We start from the raw sequence: 18,924 nt of genomic DNA on the forward strand, positions 1-18,924 counted from the left end.
CGCCATGAGTCGGTTCGTAGCGCCGCTGTCCCGGTGCGGCGACACGTATTCGTGCGATGACAAAGGGACAGCATCCACTCCTGAAGGCATTGCGGCTCTTCACGAACGAGGATGTTGCACGGGTCGGAAGCCGGTTTCGAGGAGGCTGCGACGTGATGTCGTGGCTGAGGTTGCGGAAGCCGAGGGCTGAGCCGCGGAGGGGTTCGAGTCGGCCGTTGATCGCCTCTGTGAGGTGAATCGCCCTATGCCGTGTTGATCAAGTGGTTCCGCCACTGGCTGGGTGAGTCTTGAACGGTGACGCGGCAGGAGATCTCTGACGAGGTGTGGTCGGTGATGGAGCCTTTGCCGCCCTCGACCGCAATGCAGCGCGGCCGTACCTCCGCCCGGAAACGGTCTCCGCCGAACGCGCCTCACGGCGCGAGACTGCCCGTGGGACCACGCTCATCGTGATTGCGGCCGTGCTGCTCACACTGGCCGGCGCGTGGCGTCTCATCGCCAGCGCAGGATCGGGCGCTTACCTGACGATCACGGGGCAGAACGGCGATGCCCCCTATGACGCGTCATGGCGATTCGCCGAGTTCGCTGTCGCGGCGGGTTGGTTCGCGCCGCTTCTCGAAGTCACCGCTTTCACATTCCTGCTCGTCGTCGCCTCAACCGGGCTACGCCGAAAGCTAGCCCCCCGCGAGGCTTCCCCGAACACCGCCGCGCAGACGATCTCGGAGGCCGTACTGTGACCTCACATTCGGTCCTCGCGGCCACCGATGAGATCAGTCCCGCGCAGGACATCTACCGTCAGCTTCGCGGGCTGAGATTGTCCGGCCAACTAGGGCGTGTCTCCTAACCGTTTGAGCCAGAGGGTGATGGCTCGTAGGACGGCGCCGCCGCGGTAGGTGAGCGCGAGTTTGTCGTAGCGCGTCGCGAGGCCGCGCCACTGCTTGTCTTCGTTGAAGCCGCGCTCAACGACGTTGCGGCCCTTGTAATCCTCGATGTCGTACCTGACCGGTCGGCCGCCACGGGAGCCGCGTCGTTTCCGGTTTCCTTGCTGGTCGGACGGCTCGGGGATCACGGCGACGATGCCACGATCGCGCAGATGGGTGCGGATCGCGCGCGACGAGTACGCCTTGTCGGCGCGGACCCGCTCCGGTCGGGTGCGTGGTCTGCCCGGGCCGACCCGGGCGACGCTGAGGTGATCCATGAGCACCGGGAACATCGGCGCATCCCCGGCCTGACCGGGACCAACGAGCACGACCAGCGGAAGCCCGCGCCCGTCGACGAGGTGATGGATCTTCGTGCTCAAACCACCCCGTGACCGGCCAATCGCATGGTCAGGCGGCTCCTCGCGCAGATTCTTGTAACTCGACAGAGCCCCCTGTGTCGCGCGGGAGGTTCGTCGCGTGTTGATGCGCACGGTTGATCGTCGAGTCCACGCTGACAGCCCAGTCAATCTCGCCCACAGCGTCCGCATCAGCGAGGATCTCCGCGTGGATCTCATCCCAAGTGCCGTCCGCGCTGAACCGGCGGTGCCGCTTCCACGCCGTCTGCCACGGCCCGAACTCCGCCGGCAGATCCCGCCACGGCGAACCCGTCCGGAACCGCCACACGATCCCCTCGACAACGCGACGATGATCCTGGAATGGCCGCCCGCCCTTACGCGAAGCGACCGGCATCAAAGGCTCGATCCGAGCCCACGCAGCATCCGAGAGAGTACGAGTACGCGACACGCCCCCAAGCCTGCCTCATCCTCCCGCAGAGGTTAGGAGACACGCCCTAGTTGAGTCCGCCGTTGGCCCGCCGGACGAGTCCGGGCAGGCGCACCAGGTCGAGCAGGCACAGCAGGAGCACGATCCCCCCGAACACGAACCCGATGCCCCACGGAGCACTGGCGAGACCGGCGACGGTCAGGATCGGGTACACCACCCCGAGCGCACGATGCCCCAGGTAGAACCGGTGCGCCCCCACCAGCCCGAGTGCCACACACAGGACGTAGGTGAGCAGGAGGTTCTTCGGCGTACGGTCCACGCGGCAACCCTAGCCGGGACTAGAACAACCGCCGCAAGTTCGTCTTCGCCAGGTCGAACAGCTCGTCGCCGCGGCCCGAGAGGACGGTGCGGATCGAGTACAGCGCGAAGCCTTTGGCCTGCTCGAACTGGATGGCCGGCGGAATGGTGAGTTCCTGCGGGTCCGTCACCACGTCTACGAGAGCCGGGCCGTCGTGCGTGAAGGCCTCCGTGAGGGCCGCGTCCACGTCCCCCGAGTCCTCCACGCGGATGCCCTTGATGCCCATGGCCCGGGCCACGGCCGCGAAGTCGGGGTTCTCCAGGCTCGTGGCGAAGGGCAGCTGTCCGGCGGCCTTCATCTCGAGCTCGACGAAGTTCAGCGACGAGTTGTTGAACACCACCACCTTCGCCGGCAGCTTCATCTGCACCAGCGTGAGCAGGTCACCCAGCAGCATGGTCAGCCCTCCGTCGCCGGAGAGCGTGACGGTCTGCCGAGCGCGGTCCTGGGCCAGCACGCCGATCGCCTGCGGCACCGCATTCGCCATGGAGCCGTGCGAGAACGAGCCGAGCAGCCGGCGTCGTCCGTTCATCTCGAGGTAGCGGGCGGCGTAGACCACGGGGGAGCCGACGTCCGGGATGAACACGGCGTCCTCGGCCGCCAGCGCGCTGATCCGCCGGGCCAGGTACTGCGGGTGCACCGCTGCGCCCTTCCGTGCCGGGGTGGCGAGGTCGTCCAGTTTCGCGCGCGTCTTGGCATAGTGCTTCCGCGCGTCCGCGAGGTGCTTGTCCTTCTTCTGCTCCAGCAGCGGGACCAGCGCGGCCGCCGTCTCCCGCACCCCACCCACCAGGGCCACGTCCACGGGGTGCCTGCGACCGATCTGCTCGCCACGGATGTCGACCTGGACCACCTGCGCATCGTCCGGATAGAACTGCGGATAGGGGAAGTCCGTGCCCAGCATGAGGATGGCGTCCGCCTCGCACATCGCCTTGTACCCGCTGGCGAAGCCGAGCAGGCCGGTCATGCCGACGTCATAGGGGCTGTCGTACTCCAGGTGTTCCTTGCCGCGCATCGCGTGCACGATCGGCGAGGCCAGCCGTTCGGCCAGCTGCATCACCTCGGCGTGGGCGCCCGCGGTCCCCGCACCGCCCAGGATCGTGACGCTCCGCGCCGCGTTGAGGACGTCGGCGGCCTCCTGCAACTGGTCCGGCAGGGGCACGACGGCGGAGCGGGCCTTTCGCACGAGGGTGCGGCGATCGTCGTGGGCGGCCGCCGAGGCGACATCGCCGGGGATCACCAGTACCGCCACGCCGCGTTGCTCGATGGCGGTGCGCAGGGCGATCTCCAGCAGGCGGGGCATCTGCTTCGGATCGGCCACGTACTCCACATAGACGGAGCATTCCCGGAACAGCTCCTGCGGATGCGTCTCCTGGAAGTAGGTGGTGCCGATCTCCTCCGTGGGGATGTGGGCGGCGATCGCGAGCACCGGGACGCGGCTGCGTTGCGCGTCGTACAGACCGTTGATCAGATGCAGGTTCCCCGGGCCGCAACTGCCCGCACAGACCGTCACCTCTCCGGTCATCTCGGCCTCGGCCCCGGCGGCGAAGGCGGCGGTCTCCTCGTGGCGCACGTGCACCCACTCGATCTCGGGGTGGGTTCGGAGGGACTCCGTGATGGCATTGAGCGAATCGCCGGGAAGGCCGTAGATGCGCTTGACGCCATTGAGGGAAAGGGTCTGGATGAGGTTCTCGGCAACGGTGACCATGGGCTCAGCGTAGGGGTGGGGGCACCTTCAGGGGGAGGGTGTCCGATCGGGGTGCCCGTCCCTCGCCACCCGGGGGGCGCTGATGGAAGGGTGGTCCCATGGCTTCCCCCTCTACCCCAGCGTCTACCCCCATCCCGGCGTCGATCCCCACGCCGATCCCCACGTCCGGGCCGATGTCCGCCACGTCCGCAACGTCCATCTCGGTGTCCGGCACGGTCGACGCCATCGTGATCGGGCTCGGGCCCGGCGGGGAGGACGTCGCCGCACGGCTGGCGCGCGGCGGCTGGTCGGTACTGGCCGTGGACGAGCACCTGGTGGGCGGCGAATGTCCGTACTACGGCTGCATCCCGTCGAAGATGATGCTGCACGAGTCCCGGAGGGCGGACGCCTCGTGGGCGAGGGTGGCGCGGCGGATCCGTGAGGAAGCCACGGACCAGTGGGACGACCGGGTGGCTGTGGAGAGGCTGCTCGGCACCGGTGCGAAGTTCGTCCACGGTCGGGCGGAGATCGTGGGAGGTCCCGCAGCCGGCCCGGCCTCAGCCGGCACCGAGGTCACCGTCACCCCGAACGACGGCGGCGCGCACCAGACCTGGACGGCCCGCCGTGCGGTGGTCCTGAACACCGGCTCTGAATCAATGCAGGTCCCGGTGCCCGGCCTACCGGAGGCGGTGACGTGGACCCACCGGGACGTGGTGACGGCCGAGACACTCCCGGCCTCCCTCGCCATCGTGGGCGGTGGACCCTTGGGGTGCGAGCTGGGGCAGGCTCTGGCCGGGTTCGGGGTCCGCGTCAGCCTGCTGGTGCGCGGTGAACGGCTGCTCTCGGGAGAGACCCCGGAGGCCGGCGAGCTGGTGGCGGAGCGGTTCCGGGCCGAGGGGATCGACGTCCGTACGGGGACGGAGATCAGTGGCGTGCAGGCGGGGGAGGCCTCCCGGTATGAGACGTCCCACGGCATCCCGGCCTCGGCCGGCCCCGTAGACCTGGAGCTGACCACGGGGGGCCGGTTGACCGTGGACCGTGTGCTGCTGGCCGCTGGCCGAGCGCCGCGGGACTCCGTCGAGGTGGATGACTGGTGCCGTGTCCTGGACAGCGCGGCCGCGGAGAGAGGGCAACCCGTGCCGGGCCGGTACGCCATCGGGGACATGACCGGTGCCGGCCCCTTCACCCACACGTCCATGGCCCAGGCGGCGGTGGTGGCGGACCAGCTCCTGGCCGGAGCAGCCCCGCGCCCCTTCCCCCGCCAGGCCGTACCCCGGGTGACGTACACGGATCCGGAGGTGGCCGCCGTCGGGCTCTCTGAGGGTGAGGCCCGGAAGGCCGTGGAGCATCAGGGTGGCGATGCCTCGGAGGTCCACGTGGCGAGGGTGGATCTCGGGGCCTCGAGCCGGGGGTGGATCGACGAGGTTCGAGGGCACCTGACCCTGGTGGCCCTGGCGGATGGGAAGACAGCCGAGAAGGCGGATGAGCAGGCGGATGAGCCGGGAAACAGGAACAAGAAGAGTAGGACGAGTGGGGGAGTGCTCGTCGGCGCGGCGGTGGTGGGCCCCCATGCCGGGGAGATCCTCGGGGCGCTCACCGTGGCCGTCCACGCCGGGGTGCCCTTGGCCGAGCTGGCCCGCATCCCGTGGGCCTACCCCACCCTGCACCGGGCCATCGGGGATGCCCTCGCCCAGTTCGGCAGCGACGTCATCGGCGTAGAGTCGGCAGCAGGCCGGGCTTCCTGACGTGGACCGTGTGGTAGATCAGGCCGGAACCACCTGCGGTGAAGCGGCGCATCGAGCGCCGAGGCATCCACAGGAGGTCACCGGGCCGTAGGGCCAGGTCTCCCTCTGCGGTGCCGAGCGTGCCGGAGCCGTCGAGGACATGGATCATCACGTCGTTGTCTGGGCCCTGGTGCGCGTCGATCCCGTCGCCGGCCGGCAGCGAGATGATGTTCGAGTCGAGCTCCCGGACCGGCTCCTCGAGTTTCCAGATCGCGCCTGGGGCGACTGGGGAGAGTGTGGCGTCTGTGGCGTCGGCGGAGGTCGCTGTCTCGCGGGCGGCGAGGGCGGCGCGGGCGGCGAGGGCGGCGAGGTCTTCGGTGTTGACCAGGCGGCGGGGTGTCTGGGGTGTGGGCATGGGAGTCCCTTCTGTGGTGCCTCCTGTGGTTCCTTGAGGCTAACCGTGTCCTGCCCTTGACGTCGGCACGATGCCGACACGCCGCCGCCGTGGACAGGACACGCCGCCGTGCTGGATCAAAAGAATCTGTGCACAACGGTGGGCCTCTTCATCCACACCCTGTGGACGTTCTCCGGCCCGCAACCGTCGATCGGCGTGATTCCGGCGTTCCGGGCGGGTGCGTTCACGGTCCGTTCATCCACACTGCCTGTGGACGAGCTGGGGGAAACTAATCTCAACCATGTAAGACAGGATCTTGTGGTTGTTCCATCCGGTCACCACTAGATGTAGTATTGATGTCAGCAGTTCGGACCGGCAGTTTTCACGCCGGAGAGTCCGGGCGGGCCCGGAATCCACGGTGTCGGGACCTGTTGAACAGGTCCTGGACGGATTTCGCGGCCATGACGCAAGAACACAGACCACAGAGCAAAACGCCCGCCGGTCCGGCATCCCGGACGCGGTAACCGAGGACAGGGGAATGACCATGACCGTCACCGTTTACTCCAAGCCGGCTTGCGTGCAGTGCAATGCCACCTACCGCGCCCTGGACAAGAAGGGCATCGCCTACGAGACCGTGGACATGTCCCAGGACGCCGAGGCGCTGGAGCGCGTTCGGTCGTTGGGCTACATGCAGGCCCCGGTCGTCATCACGGGTGCCGAGCACTGGTCCGGCTTCCGTCCGGACAAGATCGAGGAGCTGGCCACCGCCGCTGCCGCCTCGGTGGCCTGAGGTACCCGAGGTCACCATGACGAGCGTGGTCAGCGACAGCAGGCCGACAGGTGTTGCGGGGTCCCTGACCCCACAGCAGACGGCTGCACGCCTGATCTACTTCTCCTCCGCCTCCGGCTACACTCACCGCTTCGTCTCCAAACTGGAGCTGCCGGAGGGTGAGGCGGCGCGGTTGCCGATCATCACCAAGGAGCCGACCCTCCTGGCCACAGAGCCCTTCGTTCTCATCCTGCCGACCTATGGCGGGGGAGACGGCAAGGGAGCCGTGCCGAAGCAGGTCATCAAGTTCCTCAACGTCAAGTCGAACCGGGATCTGATCCGGGGCGTCATTGCCGCAGGGAACACCAACTTCTACGAGGCTTACTGCCTCGCCGGGGACATCGTGGCGCGCAAGTGCGAGGTCCCTCTGATGTACAGATTCGAACTCATGGGCACGCCGGAGGACGTCACGGCCGTGCGCGAAGGACTGGAAAGGTTTTGGGGATGACAATCACCGAGCAGGACATGATCAGGTCGGCCAAAGAGTTGCCGGCGGCATGGCAGAACCTGGGCTACCACGAGCTGAACGCCATGCTGAACCTCTACGGTGCGGACGGCAAGATCCAGTTCGAGGCAGACCACGCCGCAGCACGTCAGTACTTCCTGCAGCATGTCAACAACAACACCGTCTTCTTCCACGACCTGAACGAGAAGCTGACCTACCTCGTGGAGCACGACTACTACGAGGCCGAGACGCTGGAGCAGTACTCCGCCGAGTTCCGGACGAGTCTCTGGGACCGCGCCTACGGGCTGAAGTTCCGCTTCCCCACCTTCCTGGGTGCCTTCAAGTTCTACACGTCCTACGCGCTGAAGACCTTCGACGGCAAGCGCTACCTGGAGCGCTACGAGGACCGCGTCTGCATGGTGGCCCTGCACCTGGCCCAGGGCGATGAGCAGCTCGCCGTCGACCTGGTGGAGGAGATGGTGGGCGGCCGCTTCCAGCCCGCCACCCCGACCTTCCTCAACGCCGGCAAGGCCCAGCGCGGCGAGCTCGTCTCCTGCTTCCTGCTGCGCATCGAGGACAACATGGAGTCGATCGCGCGCAGCATCAACTCCTCCCTGCAGCTGTCCAAGCGCGGCGGCGGCGTGGCGCTGTCCCTCACCAACATCCGTGAGCACGGCGCACCGATCAAGCAGATCGAGAACCAGTCCTCCGGCGTCATCCCGGTGATGAAGCTCCTCGAAGACTCCTTCTCCTACGCGAACCAGCTCGGTGCCCGCCAGGGCGCCGGCGCCGTGTACCTGCACGCCCACCACCCGGACATCTACCGGTTCCTGGACACCAAGCGGGAGAACGCTGACGAGAAGGTTCGCATCAAGACCCTGTCCCTGGGCGTCGTCATCCCGGACATCACGTTCGAGCTGGCCAAGAAGAACGAGGACATGTACCTCTTCAGCCCGTACGACGTGCAACGCGTCTACGGCAAGCCGTTCACCGAGATCTCGGTGTCGGAGAAGTACTACGAGATGGTCGACGACGCGCGGATCAAGAAGACCAAGATCAACGCCCGCGAGTTCTTCCAGACCCTCGCCGAGATCCAGTTCGAGTCCGGCTACCCGTACATCGTGTTCGAGGACACGGTGAACCAGGCCAACCCCATCAAGGGCCGGATCACCATGTCCAACCTGTGCTCCGAGATCCTCCAGGTCTCCGAGGCCTCGGAGTTCAACGAGGACCTGACCTACGCCTCCGTGGGCAAGGACATCTCCTGCAACCTCGGGTCCATGAACATCGCCAAGACCATGGACTCGCCGGACTTCGGCAAGTCCATCGAGACGGCCATCCGGGCGCTCACCGCGGTGTCCACCATGTCTGAGATCAACTCGGTGCCGTCCATCGTCCAGGGCAACAACACCTCACACGCCATCGGCCTGGGCCAGATGAACCTGCACGGCTACTTGGCCCGCGAGCGGGTGCACTACGGTTCCGAAGAGGGCATCGACTTCACGAACATCTACTTCTACACGGTGCTGTTCCACGCCCTGCGGTCCTCCAACCGCCTCGCGATGGAGACCGGGACGACGTTCGGTGGCTTCGAGGACTCCACGTACGCCTCCGGGAAGTTCTTCGACAAGTACACCGAACAGGTCTGGGAGCCGGCCACCCCGCGGGTCGCCGAGCTGTTCTCCGGTGCCAACGTGTCCATCCCCACCCAGGCTGACTGGCGCGAGCTGAAGGCCTCCGTCATGGAGCACGGCATCTTCAACCAGAACCTGCAGGCCGTGCCGCCGACCGGTTCGATCTCCTACATCAACAACTCGACCTCCTCGATCCACCCGGTCGCCTCAAAGATCGAGATCCGCAAGGAGGGCAAGCTGGGCCGCGTCTACTACCCGGCTCCCTACCTGACGAACGAGAACCTCGAGTACTACGACGATGCGTACGAGATCGGCTACGAGAAGGTCATCGACACCTACGCCGCCGCCACTCAGCACGTGGACCAGGGGCTGTCCCTGACCCTGTTCTTCAAGGACACGGCCACCACGCGTGACTTGAACAAGGCCCAGATCTACGCCTGGCGAAAGGGCATCAAGACCATCTACTACATCCGGTTGCGCCAGCTCGCGCTGGAAGGCACCGAGGTCGAGGGCTGCGTCTCCTGCATGCTCTGACCCGTCAGGCTTCCGGGCCCGACGCCGGCCACTAGCCTTGGTCGGGCGGATCGCCTTCCCGGCGGTCCGCCCGACCGAACCACGAATCACCCACAGCACTGCACCCTTGAAGTGAGGACGACACCTGAGATGATGGCCGACGCTGTCAAGACCCTCGAGACCGTCGAGGCAATCAACTGGAACCGCATCCAGGACGACAAGGACGTGGAGGTTTGGAATCGCCTGACCTCCAACTTCTGGCTCCCGGAGAAGGTGCCGCTGTCCAATGACATCCAGTCCTGGGCCACGCTGTCCGAGGATGAGAAGACCCTCACTATGCGGGTCTTCACCGGGCTGACCCTGCTGGACACCATCCAGGGCACCGTGGGCGCCGTCTCCCTCATCGCGGACTCGCTGACCACCCACGAGGAGGCCGTCTACACGAACATCGCGTTCATGGAGTCGGTGCACGCCAAGAGCTATTCCTCGATCTTCTCCACGCTCGCCAACACCAAGGAGATCGACGACGCGTTCCGTTGGTCCCAGGAGAACGCCAACCTGCAGAAGAAGGCCCGGATCATCCTGGACTACTACCACGGTGACGATCCGCTGAAGAAGAAGGTGGCCTCCACCATCCTGGAGTCCTTCCTGTTCTACTCGGGCTTCTACCTGCCCATGTACTGGTCCTCCCGTGCCAAGCTGACCAACACCGCGGACCTGATCCGTCTCATCATCCGCGACGAGGCCGTGCACGGGTACTACATCGGCTACAAGTACCAGCGCGGGTTGGAGAACGAGTCGGCGGAGCGCCAGCAGGAGCTCAAGGACTACACCTTCGAGCTCATGTTCGAACTGTACGAGAATGAGGTCCAGTACACCCATGACCTCTACGATTCCGTCGGCCTGGCCGAGGACGTCAAGAAGTTCCTGAACTACAACGCCAACAAGGCCCTGATGAATCTCGGCTATGAGGGGATGTTCCCGTCCGCCGTCACCGACGTGAACCCGGCCATCCTTTCGGCGCTGTCCCCGAATGCCGATGAGAACCATGACTTCTTCTCCGGCTCCGGCTCCTCCTACGTGATCGGCAAGGCCGAAACCACGGAAGACAATGACTGGGATTTCTAAGCACGACGGAAAGCACTGACAGCCGTCCGCCGACGGCGCGCATAGGGACACCGGGTCCACCCCTGAGGGCGACCCGGTGTCCCTTTGTCTTGTCTCGGCTTGGCCTGTCATCAGCGTCAGCCGCGGAGTGAACTCTGTGTGAAAGCTGAGACCAAAGGGACAAAAGTGATTACAAGTCAATAAACGCTTGATAACCTAACTGTGGCGTGGAGGGGAAACCCACGTCCACGTCCATCGCTCTGCACCACTTGAGGGAAAAACTGACATGTCCCGGACGCTCCACCCTGTTCTGAAGGCCGGTGCCGCCGCCGCCCTGGCCCTCACGATCACCGCCACCACCGTCCTTCCGGCCACGGCCATGCCCGTGGTACCGGACACCACTGCTGCTTCGGCGGTGACCACCGCCACCAGCGAGAATACCGCTGACCCGGCCGTCGAGTCAGGTGAGGTGGCCTCCGAGGTCAAGGGCGCCGAGGAACAGTCCATTGCCCTCGGTGGCATCGACCCCGAGGCACTCCCCGAGGTTCCGGACACCCCTGAGTCGACTCCGGCTCCTGACGTGACGGACGCCCCTGAATCGCCAGGTCTTGAGAGCACCGAGACGTCTGACAGCACCCAGACGCCTGACAGCACGCCGGCTCCCTCGGTCACGGATGCCCCCGACCTTGCCGAGCCGTCGGCGTCCTCGACACCCGAGGCCAGCGAAGCTGTCACCGAGCCCGAGGCCTCGCTGATGTCCGCGACGCTTTCGACCCTCTCGACCCCTGTGTCCGGCACCACGTCACAGGCGACGGGCAGCGAGTCCCAGCCCTCCGACGTCGTGATCCGGGAACTTCGGGCCAAGGCGGACGGCTCCGCCGCCGCTACCGACACCGCCTCCGGCACTGCCGCCGACGCTCCAGCCGCTCCCGAGGCCGAGGAACTGACCGACTCCGTCTTCAACGGCGCCATCTCGTCCACGCAGGAGGTCGAGGTCGAGCGGATCGCAACCCTGACCCAACCGGTGGAGACCATGGACTTCATCGTCGCGGGCGTGACGTGGGACATCACGGAGGCGGACCAGGTCACTGAAGTGTCCCTGCGCGTACGTGAGGCGGGGGAGTGGACCGACTGGAACAGCATGGAGATCCACGACGGCGATGAGGCGCCCCATGCGGACCGCGTGGGCACCGAGCCGTTGATCTCCAGCGGTGGCGATGCCATCCAGGTCCGGGTGACCACGGCGGACGGCGAGGTTCCGGCCGGCCTGGAGCTTGAGCTCATCGACCCGGGCACGGCCGAGACCGACGGCAAGCTGGAAGCCGCTTCCGCCGCCTCAGGGGATCTGGCGGAGATCGAGCAGCAGGCCGGCCTGGCCAGCGAGGCATCGGCGCAGTCCGCCCAGGTTGCGGCGGCCGTACCGGCCGCCTCCCTCGGCACGGGCCATGCCGCAACCTTCGTCCCGGCCGTCCATGAACAGCAGGGACTGATCACCGGGACCGCACAGGCGACCGCCACGGCCACGAACACCTCGGCCGATGCGATCAAGCCGAAGATCATCACCCGCGCGCAGTGGGGAGCCGATGAGAGCAAGGTCAAGGACTGGGGGACCCCATCGACGGACCTCCAGGCGATGTACGTGCACCACACGGCAGGGTCGAACAACTACTCCGCCTCCGGCGCCTACGCCCAGATCCGCGGCATCTTCCAGTATCACGCGGTCTCCCTGAACTGGGGAGACATCGGCTACCAGTTCCTGGTGGACAAGTACGGCAACATCTTCCAGGGCCGCCGCGGATCGATCGAGAAGCCCGTCCAGGGCGCCCAGGCCGGCGGGTTCAACACGGACACCATCGGCATCTCCGCCATGGGCGACTATGACATCGCCTCAGCACCGGCACCCATGGTGCGGGCCATCGAAAAGGTCCTTGCCTGGCAGGCCTACCGGTATGACGTGAACCCGACGGCGAACGTCACGCTGACTCAGCGGGGTAACGCCGCCTCCGCCCGTTGGTCTGATGGCAAGCGCGTCAGTGTCCCCACGATCCTGGGGCACAAGGTCACCAACACCACAGCCTGCCCCGGGCGGTACCTGGACGCCCAGTTGCCGACCATCCGCAGGAACGTGGACCGCCTGGTGGACGCTGCCAAGGTCAATGTGAAGCCCGGAACGCCGACCCTGCCGTCCAATCACTACCGGTTGAGCAGTCCGGGGACGCAGGCCACCGCGTACTGGAATGCGGTCTCCGGGGCGGATCAGTACCAGATCATGTATCGCGCCGTGCCGCAGGGTGGCGGGGCGATCTCCAACCAGGCGTGGATCGCCGGCAAGACCGTGACGGGCACGAGCACGCTGCTGTCCAACACCCCCGGTGAGACGGCCCAGTACGCCGTCCGGGCCCTTCGCGGCGGAGTCGCCGGTGCCCAGCGGTACCTCGGGCAGCACACCGCACCGCTGAGCTGGTCCGATGCTGACATCTTCTACGGCAACGGAACGACGAGGGTCTCCGCGGGCGTCCAGGCCGACGCCACGGGGGAGGCCATCCGGATCGAGAACGCCGGCCAGGCTGACCGGGTCGTCGTCACGGCCCAGGTGGCTTCTGGGACGGCCAACATCCGAGTGGAACGCGGAGGCAAGAGGGCGGGCCGGCTACAGATCAGGGCCGGCGGTCCGACCGTCTGCGCCATCAATGTGGGCCAGGGCTCCAACATCCGCCTCGAGTTGGAGAACAACGCCACGGTGACGTACACCTCGGTGGCCCTCACCCGATCAGGGCAGACGCAGGATCTGGCCATGACGGCCAGTCGGTGTGACGCCACCTTCTCCGACATCGACACCGATAACGCGGCCTTCCAGGCGGTGGACTGGATGAAGTGGAGCGGGATCTCGAACGGCTATGTCGGGGACAACACGTACCGGGCGGGCCGCAGCATCAGCCGCGGAGAGTCGGTGGCCTTCCTGTACCGGTACATGGATCCGAACCACACCCCCGCGTCGAAGCAGCCGTTCAAGGACGTGGTCAAGAGCCACAGCTTCTACGGCGCCATCAGCTGGGCCAAGGACTCGAAGGTCGCGCTTGGCCACGCCGGTGGGGAGTTCGGCGTCTATGAGAATGTCACCCGCGGCGAGTTCGCGTCCTTCCTGTACCGGACGGCCAAGCCGAAGGGAACCACGCCGAAGGTCAAGTCGTTCAAGGACGTGCCCGTGGGCAGCACCCACCACGCCGCGATCGCCTGGATGAAGGACGCCGGACTCACCACCGGCTATACGGACGGCAGCTTCCGTCAGCACCAGTCCATCACCCGCGGTGAGGTCGCACGGATCCTCTACCGGTTCGACCAGGGCCGGTAACGGCCGCGGGCATCCGGGCACCTCGGCACGGTTCTGGCAGGATGGAGGGCATGACTTCTACCACCATGGCCGGCGGTTCCGGCATCGAGGGGCACGACGTCGGCGCCAACTTCCAGCGGTCCTCGCCTCCCAGCGTGGTGGACGGGGTGCGTACCTCCGAGTTCGACTCACTGGTCCACGCCCAGGGCACGTGGCGAGACGACGAGCTCCACATGGCTCCGGTCTCCGGACTGATGACGGCAGAGATCCTGGCCCACGATCCGCGTCCCGAGCTGCGGTTGGCCCGGTTGTCCTTCGAGATCCTCGGAACACTGCACTACGGGCCCCTGACGGTCACCACCCGTACCGTGCGCCCCGGGCGGACCATCGAACTGGTGGAGTCGACCCTGGTGGCCCAGGGGCGCGCCGTCCTGGTGGCCCGGGCCTGGCGCCTCGTCACCTCGGACACGGCCGATGTGGCCGTCACGAACGACCCCGCCCTCACCCCCGTGCACCAGAGCCGGCCGTTCCCGGCGATGGAACAGCGGTGGCCCGGTGGCTACATCAAGTCGCTGGAGATGCGGGTGGCCCCAGATCACGCCCCGGGGCATGGGCGCTGCTGGTCCACCACTGCGGTGGACATGATCGCGGGCGAGCCGACCAGTGACCTCGTCCGGCTGATGGGTATGGCGGACACCTCCAACGGGGTCGCTCCCGTGCTGGACGCCGGACCTGGCGGTTACGGCTTCCCGAACGTCGACCTGCAGATCCACCTCTACCGTGACCCCGTGGGTCCATGGCTGGGCTATGCGACCACCTCGAACATGGGCTCGGACGGGATCGGGCTGACGTCCGCCGTCCTCCACGACGAACGGGGCCCGTTCGGGCGATCAGAGCAGATCCAGACGGTGCGGAAGGTCCCCTCCCTCGATGCTTGAGATGGTCCAGCCGTCGGCTCGGCACGCGGCCCCGCCGGTCGTGCTGCAGTGGACCCGGCAAGGGCCATCGTTGGGCCCGGCAGAGGACCTCGACTACGGGATCACCCTGCTCCGTGCAGCCCAGAACGGGCTGATCACGTCCCCGATGGTCCGCCTCTACCGCCCCGCCCCCACCGTGGCCTTCGGCCAGCGGGACGCCCGGCTGTCCGGCTTCGCTCGAGCCCAGCAGGCGTGCCGCGCACACGGCTTCGCCCCCGTGGTCCGACGCGCGGGCGGTCGTGCCGCGGCCTATCACGCCGGCAGCGTGGTGGTGGATCATATCCAGCGTGACCAGGACGCCATGCAGGGGTTCCAGGACCGCTTCGCCGGGTTCGGCGAGATGTTCGCCCAGGTGTTCCGGAGCGCTGGGGTACCGGCCGCCGTCGGGGAGATTCCCGGGGAGTACTGCCCGGGGGAGTACTCGGTGCACACGTCGCTGCCGCCAGGGCCGGGCGGTGCCGAGCGTGGACCGGTGAAGCTGGCGGGCACGGCGCAGCGCGTCGTCAAAGGGGCCTGGTTGTTCTCGTCATCGATCGTGGTGGAGGATCCCGCGCCGATCCGGGCTGTGCTCGTGGATGTCTACGAGGCACTCGGCCTGGACTGGGATCCGGCGACTGCGGGGGCAGCCACTGACGCAGTTCCGGGACTGGATGTGGAGACGTTCGCGGCCGGGCTGCGCGCGGCCTATCAGCCCGTTGAAGACCGGCCCTGGGCTGATCTGCTCGAGGCGGTTCCGCCCCGGTAGTCCACCCCGCCGTCAGCGCGCTGCGAGACGCCGATGCAACTCGCGCTTCGGCACCGGGGTGAAGCCGGCGTCCAGGTAATGGTCGCGGATCTCCCGTTCCTTGCGGAGGAGGGACCAGCCTCGCTGGAGGAGGAAGGGGACCGGTTTCCGGCGTTCCGCGAGGTCGCGCGCCAACCGGCGGGCCGCCGTCGTGAGCCGTTGCTGGTCGATGTACCAGGCCTGGAAGTCGACACCGAGCCGGGTGAGGATGCGGGGGAGCTCTGCGGCGAAGATGCCCTCCGCGACGATCGGTCCTCCGGCCAATTCGAGGTCCACGTGGCCGGTGATGGATGACGTGGTGATGGAGTAGTCGGGCACGCGGGTGCGGCCGGTCTCCCGGAGTTCGATGATCGCGTCCACGGCGGCGCGTGCATTCCACGTCAGCGGGTCGTCCCAGTCGATCTCACCGTAGGCGGTGCGGGGGAACGAATACTCCGGGTCACCCTTCTGATCCTCGGAGATCTCCCGGTAGAAGGAGTCCAACAGCAGGTGCGGCCGGCCGTAGGTGCGGGCCAGATAGGACTTGCCCGAACCGGAGGCCCCGCCCAACAGGACGAAGCCTCCGGAATGGTGCTCGGATGATGCGGTACTCACAGAGTCGGTGTTCCCGTCAGAGACTGAAGGCGCCTGACGGGAAACCGGTCCGGCGGTCAGTGACCGCGGTCGATCCACTCCTGCAGGTGCGGGGCTTCGGCGCCGATCGTGGTGGAGTCCCCGTGGCCGGTATTGACCGTGGTCTCATCCGGCAGCGTCAGCAGCCGGTCCTTGATCGACTCCACGATGGTACCGAAGTCCGAATAGGACCGCCCCGTGGCACCCGGTCCGCCCTGGAAGAGAGTGTCGCCGGAGAAGACGACGCCCTGGGTTCCGGACTCGCTGACCAGTTCCGGGGAGTGGAAGCAGACCGAGCCGGGGGAGTGCCCCGGGGTGTGCAGTGCGGTGAGCTGGATGCCGGCCACGGTGAACGCCTCGCCGTCGGCGATGGTGCCGTCAGGGGCCTGGTCCGGGTAGACGGTGTCCCACAGCATCCGATCGGCCTCGTGCAGCAGCACGGGGGCGTCCACGAGGGAGCGGAACATCTGGACGGCACGGATGTGGTCGTCGTGCCCATGGGTCAGCAGGATGGCCAGGACCTGGCGTCCGTTGACGGCCTTCTGCACCTCGAGGGCGTCGTGGGCGGGATCGATGACCACGCAGGTCTCGTCGTCGCCGACGATCCACACGTTGTTGTCCACCTCCCAGGTGCCCCCGTCCAGGGAGAAGGTGCCGGAGGTGACGATCTTGTTGATGCGAGCCATCAGAGCACCACCACCGAGCGGAGGACGTCACCGGAGTGCATCTTGGCGAAGGCGGCCTCGATGTCGCCGAGGCCGATGGTCTCGGTGACGAAGGCGTCCAGGTCCAGGCGGCCCAGGTTGTACTGGTCGATCAGCATCTGGAAGTCGCGGGACGGCAGGCAGTCGCCGTACCAGGAAGACTTGAGGGATCCGCCGCGGCCGAAGATATCGGCGAGGGGCAGTTCCAGCTGCATCTCCGGCGTCGGGACGCCGACGAGGACGACGCGGCCGGCGAGGTCGCGGGCGTAGAAGGCCTGCTTGTAGGTCTCGGGGCGGCCGACGGCGTCGATGACGAGATCGGCACCGAATCCTCCGGTGAGGGCCTGGATGGCCTCGACGGCGTCCTGGTCCTGGGAGTTGACCGTGTGGGTGGCTCCGAGCTCAACCGCCTTGTCCAGCTTCCGCTGGTCCAGGTCCACGGCGATGATGGTGGTGGCCCCGGCCAGTTTGGCGCCGGCGATGGCGGCCGTGCCGACACCGCCGCAGCCGATGACGGCCACGGACTCGCCACGCTTGACCTCACCGGTGTTGATGGCGGCGCCGATGCCGGCCATGATGCCGCAGCCGAGCAGCCCGGCAGCAGCGTTCTGCTCGTCAGAGACGCCCTCGACCTTGGTGCACTGGCCGGCTGCGACCAGGGTCTTCTCGGCGAAGGCGCCGATGCCCAAGGCCGGATCGAGTTCGGTGCCGTCCTCGAGCGTCATCTTCTGGGTGGCGTTGTGGGTGTTGAAGCAGTACTGGAGCTGGCCCTTCTTGCAGGCGCGGCACTCTCCGCAGACGGCTCGCCAGTTGAGGATGACCTTGTCACCGACAGCCACGTCCGTGACGCCCTCGCCGATCTGGGAGACGACACCGGTGGCCTCGTGGCCGAGCAGGTAGGGGTAGTTGTCACCGATGCCACCTTGGACGTAGTGCAGGTCGGTGTGGCACACGCCGCAGGTGAGGATGTCGACGACGGCTTCACCCGGACCCGGATCCGGAATGACGATGGTCTCGATGCTGACGGGGGCGTCCTTCGCCGTGGCGACGACCGCCTGGACCTTCTGGGGCACGGTGCTGCTCCTTCCGGGGCCCGCGGTGGGGCAGGGCTCCGACTCGTGGGTGGTTTCAGACCCATCCCATCACATCTGGCGCGGCGTGGGTGGCACGTTCCCTGTGAGACGTATCCGACGGCCCTTGGATTTGCGTTGTGGATATCTGTGACGTGGTTCATGGTGCTTTGTTTAGACTGGTCGGGAATCGGGTAGGCGGGATCTGCCTGGTGCGGAGCGTTGATGAGTGTTGGCAAGCCGTGGGGACGGCGTACTGCCTCGTCTGGGAATGAGTTGGTTTCCGGGTTCGTGGTCGGTGGCCCTGTGGCCCTGAGGGAGGGGTCTGCATGACCGATCCGGTGAATCGTCCTGTTCGACTGGCTGGTCTGGCCGGTGTGGTGGCGGTGGGTTTGGTGTTGGCCGGGTGTTCTGGTGATGGGGGAGAGGGGGCGTCGTCCTCCGCTGCGCCGAGTGCTACAGAGGTCTCGACCGGTTCTGCGTCGCCAACTGGTACTGGATCCGACAGCGCGTCGCCGAGTTCGTCCGCCTCAGGTACGTATGAGCCGGCCACCGAGACGTCGCCGGCCACGAACGTACCGATACCCGAAATGCCCGAAGCGGCAAAGGAGCCGACCGAAGAAGGGCTGGAAGCCGCAGTCGAGTTCTGGTGGGAGGCTGCGTACTACCTGCAACTGACCGGTGAATCCGGACCCTTCGAAGCGATTTCGGCAGAAGAGTGCATTATCTGCCAGGACCAACTCAGCAATTGGAAGGATCTATACGGTTCAGGTGGTTGGTCTACTGGATCTGAGTTCGACATTGAGCGGCTGGTCGTGGACCTCAACGATGACGGCACAGGGACGACCGTCATGGAGGTCATAGAAGGACCGACCCATCAATACCGCTCCTCAGGTGAGGAATACGCATCCGAGGATGCAGATAAGACGTTCCAAACTTCCTGGTCCGGATATGCCACATTCGATGACCCGTCGGGGCATTGGATCATCGAAGAGCTCGTCGTTCAGTCAGACAGCGAAATAGATGGATAACCGAGACACTATGCCTTCAAGGCATCACAA

Annotated in this window: 17 protein-coding genes; 10 read left to right on the plus strand and 7 right to left on the minus strand. The window is 66.6% G+C overall.

All coding sequences use genetic code 11. The annotated features are described in order from the left end of the window. Positions 1 to 323: 323 nt before the first annotated feature. Positions 324 to 734, plus strand: a complete 411-nt coding sequence (locus C8E99_RS03715) for a hypothetical protein (protein WP_115931162.1) — start codon at positions 324 to 326, stop codon at positions 732 to 734. Between the two features lie 89 nt (positions 735 to 823). Here C8E99_RS03715 and C8E99_RS03720 read toward each other — a convergent pair. The 3 genes from C8E99_RS03720 to poxB form a co-directional block, all read right to left on the minus strand. Continuing rightward, a protein-coding gene (locus tag C8E99_RS03720; protein ID WP_418287547.1) for an IS5 family transposase occupies positions 824 to 1,721 on the minus strand; the annotation gives its coding sequence in 2 pieces (ribosomal slippage) (positions 824 to 1,385 and positions 1,384 to 1,721; 900 coding nt in all). A 46-nt stretch (positions 1,722 to 1,767) separates the two neighbouring features. Continuing rightward, on the minus strand, positions 1,768 to 2,019 hold the full coding sequence (locus C8E99_RS03725; protein WP_115931164.1) for an NINE protein: 252 nt from the start codon (positions 2,017 to 2,019) through the stop codon (positions 1,768 to 1,770). 19 nt (positions 2,020 to 2,038) lie between these two features. Then, entirely contained in the window at positions 2,039 to 3,760 is a 1,722-nt protein-coding gene (poxB, locus tag C8E99_RS03730) for a ubiquinone-dependent pyruvate dehydrogenase (protein WP_115931165.1), read from the minus strand. 98 nt (positions 3,761 to 3,858) lie between these two features. Between poxB and C8E99_RS03735 the strand changes: the two genes are divergently transcribed. Continuing rightward, positions 3,859 to 5,484, plus strand: a complete 1,626-nt coding sequence (locus C8E99_RS03735; RefSeq protein ID WP_245952069.1) for a dihydrolipoyl dehydrogenase family protein — start codon at positions 3,859 to 3,861, stop codon at positions 5,482 to 5,484. Here the strand turns inward: C8E99_RS03735 and C8E99_RS03740 are convergent. Then, positions 5,447 to 5,878, minus strand: coding sequence for a cupin domain-containing protein (locus C8E99_RS03740; RefSeq protein WP_245952070.1), 432 nt, complete (start codon positions 5,876 to 5,878; stop codon positions 5,447 to 5,449). The genes C8E99_RS03735 and C8E99_RS03740 overlap by 38 nt on opposite strands. Positions 5,879 to 6,401: 523 nt before the next feature. Here C8E99_RS03740 and nrdH point away from each other — a divergent pair. The 7 genes from nrdH (at position 6,402) to C8E99_RS03775 (ending at position 15,438) form a co-directional block, all read left to right on the plus strand. Next, a complete protein-coding gene (gene nrdH, locus C8E99_RS03745) occupies positions 6,402 to 6,647 on the plus strand; it encodes a glutaredoxin-like protein NrdH (RefSeq protein ID WP_115933195.1) in 246 nt (81 codons plus the stop codon). Between the two features lie 16 nt (positions 6,648 to 6,663). Further along, entirely contained in the window at positions 6,664 to 7,134 is a 471-nt protein-coding gene (gene nrdI / locus C8E99_RS03750) for a class Ib ribonucleoside-diphosphate reductase assembly flavoprotein NrdI (protein ID WP_115931167.1), read from the plus strand. Then, positions 7,131 to 9,299 carry a class 1b ribonucleoside-diphosphate reductase subunit alpha gene (gene nrdE / locus C8E99_RS03755; protein WP_245952071.1) on the plus strand — a complete coding sequence of 723 codons (2,169 nt, stop codon included), beginning with the start codon at positions 7,131 to 7,133 and terminating at the stop codon, positions 9,297 to 9,299. Before nrdI ends, nrdE begins: the two co-directional genes overlap by 4 nt. Before the next feature lie 132 nt (positions 9,300 to 9,431). Further along, a complete protein-coding gene (nrdF, locus tag C8E99_RS03760; protein ID WP_115933197.1) occupies positions 9,432 to 10,406 on the plus strand; it encodes a class 1b ribonucleoside-diphosphate reductase subunit beta in 975 nt (324 codons plus the stop codon). Positions 10,407 to 10,671: 265 nt separating this feature from the next. After that, positions 10,672 to 13,737, plus strand: coding sequence for an S-layer homology domain-containing protein (locus tag C8E99_RS03765; RefSeq protein ID WP_115931168.1), 3,066 nt, complete (start codon positions 10,672 to 10,674; stop codon positions 13,735 to 13,737). A gap of 50 nt (positions 13,738 to 13,787) precedes the next feature. Next, positions 13,788 to 14,654: a thioesterase family protein gene (locus tag C8E99_RS03770; protein ID WP_115931169.1), complete on the plus strand. Its 867-nt coding sequence runs from the start codon at positions 13,788 to 13,790 to the stop codon at positions 14,652 to 14,654. Between the two features lies 1 nt (position 14,655). Further along, the gene (locus tag C8E99_RS03775) at positions 14,656 to 15,438 is read left to right on the plus strand and encodes a lipoate--protein ligase family protein (RefSeq protein WP_115931170.1); all 783 of its coding nucleotides are present in this window, start codon (positions 14,656 to 14,658) and stop codon (positions 15,436 to 15,438) included. A gap of 12 nt (positions 15,439 to 15,450) precedes the next feature. Here the strand turns inward: C8E99_RS03775 and C8E99_RS03780 are convergent, their stop codons facing one another. Genes C8E99_RS03780 through C8E99_RS03790 form a run of 3 tightly spaced genes read right to left on the minus strand, consistent with a single transcriptional unit; the run spans position 15,451 to position 17,866 of the window. Beyond that, a complete protein-coding gene (locus C8E99_RS03780) occupies positions 15,451 to 16,071 on the minus strand; it encodes a uridine kinase (protein WP_115931171.1) in 621 nt (206 codons plus the stop codon). A gap of 56 nt (positions 16,072 to 16,127) precedes the next feature. Continuing rightward, on the minus strand, positions 16,128 to 16,775 hold the full coding sequence (locus C8E99_RS03785; RefSeq protein ID WP_115931172.1) for an MBL fold metallo-hydrolase: 648 nt from the start codon (positions 16,773 to 16,775) through the stop codon (positions 16,128 to 16,130). Next, positions 16,775 to 17,866 (minus strand): S-(hydroxymethyl)mycothiol dehydrogenase, encoded by a 1,092-nt coding sequence (locus C8E99_RS03790; protein WP_115931173.1) that lies wholly within the window; start codon positions 17,864 to 17,866, stop codon positions 16,775 to 16,777. The genes C8E99_RS03785 and C8E99_RS03790 overlap by 1 nt, the downstream gene beginning before the upstream one ends. 326 nt (positions 17,867 to 18,192) lie before the next feature. Here C8E99_RS03790 and C8E99_RS15725 point away from each other — a divergent pair, with 326 nt between their 5' ends. Further along, positions 18,193 to 18,894 (plus strand): DUF6318 family protein, encoded by a 702-nt coding sequence (locus C8E99_RS15725; protein WP_147301164.1) that lies wholly within the window; start codon positions 18,193 to 18,195, stop codon positions 18,892 to 18,894. Positions 18,895 to 18,924: the final 30 nt, after the last annotated feature.

It is taken from the genome of Citricoccus muralis, assembly GCF_003386075.1.
Lineage (GTDB): Bacteria > Actinomycetota > Actinomycetes > Actinomycetales > Micrococcaceae > Citricoccus > Citricoccus muralis.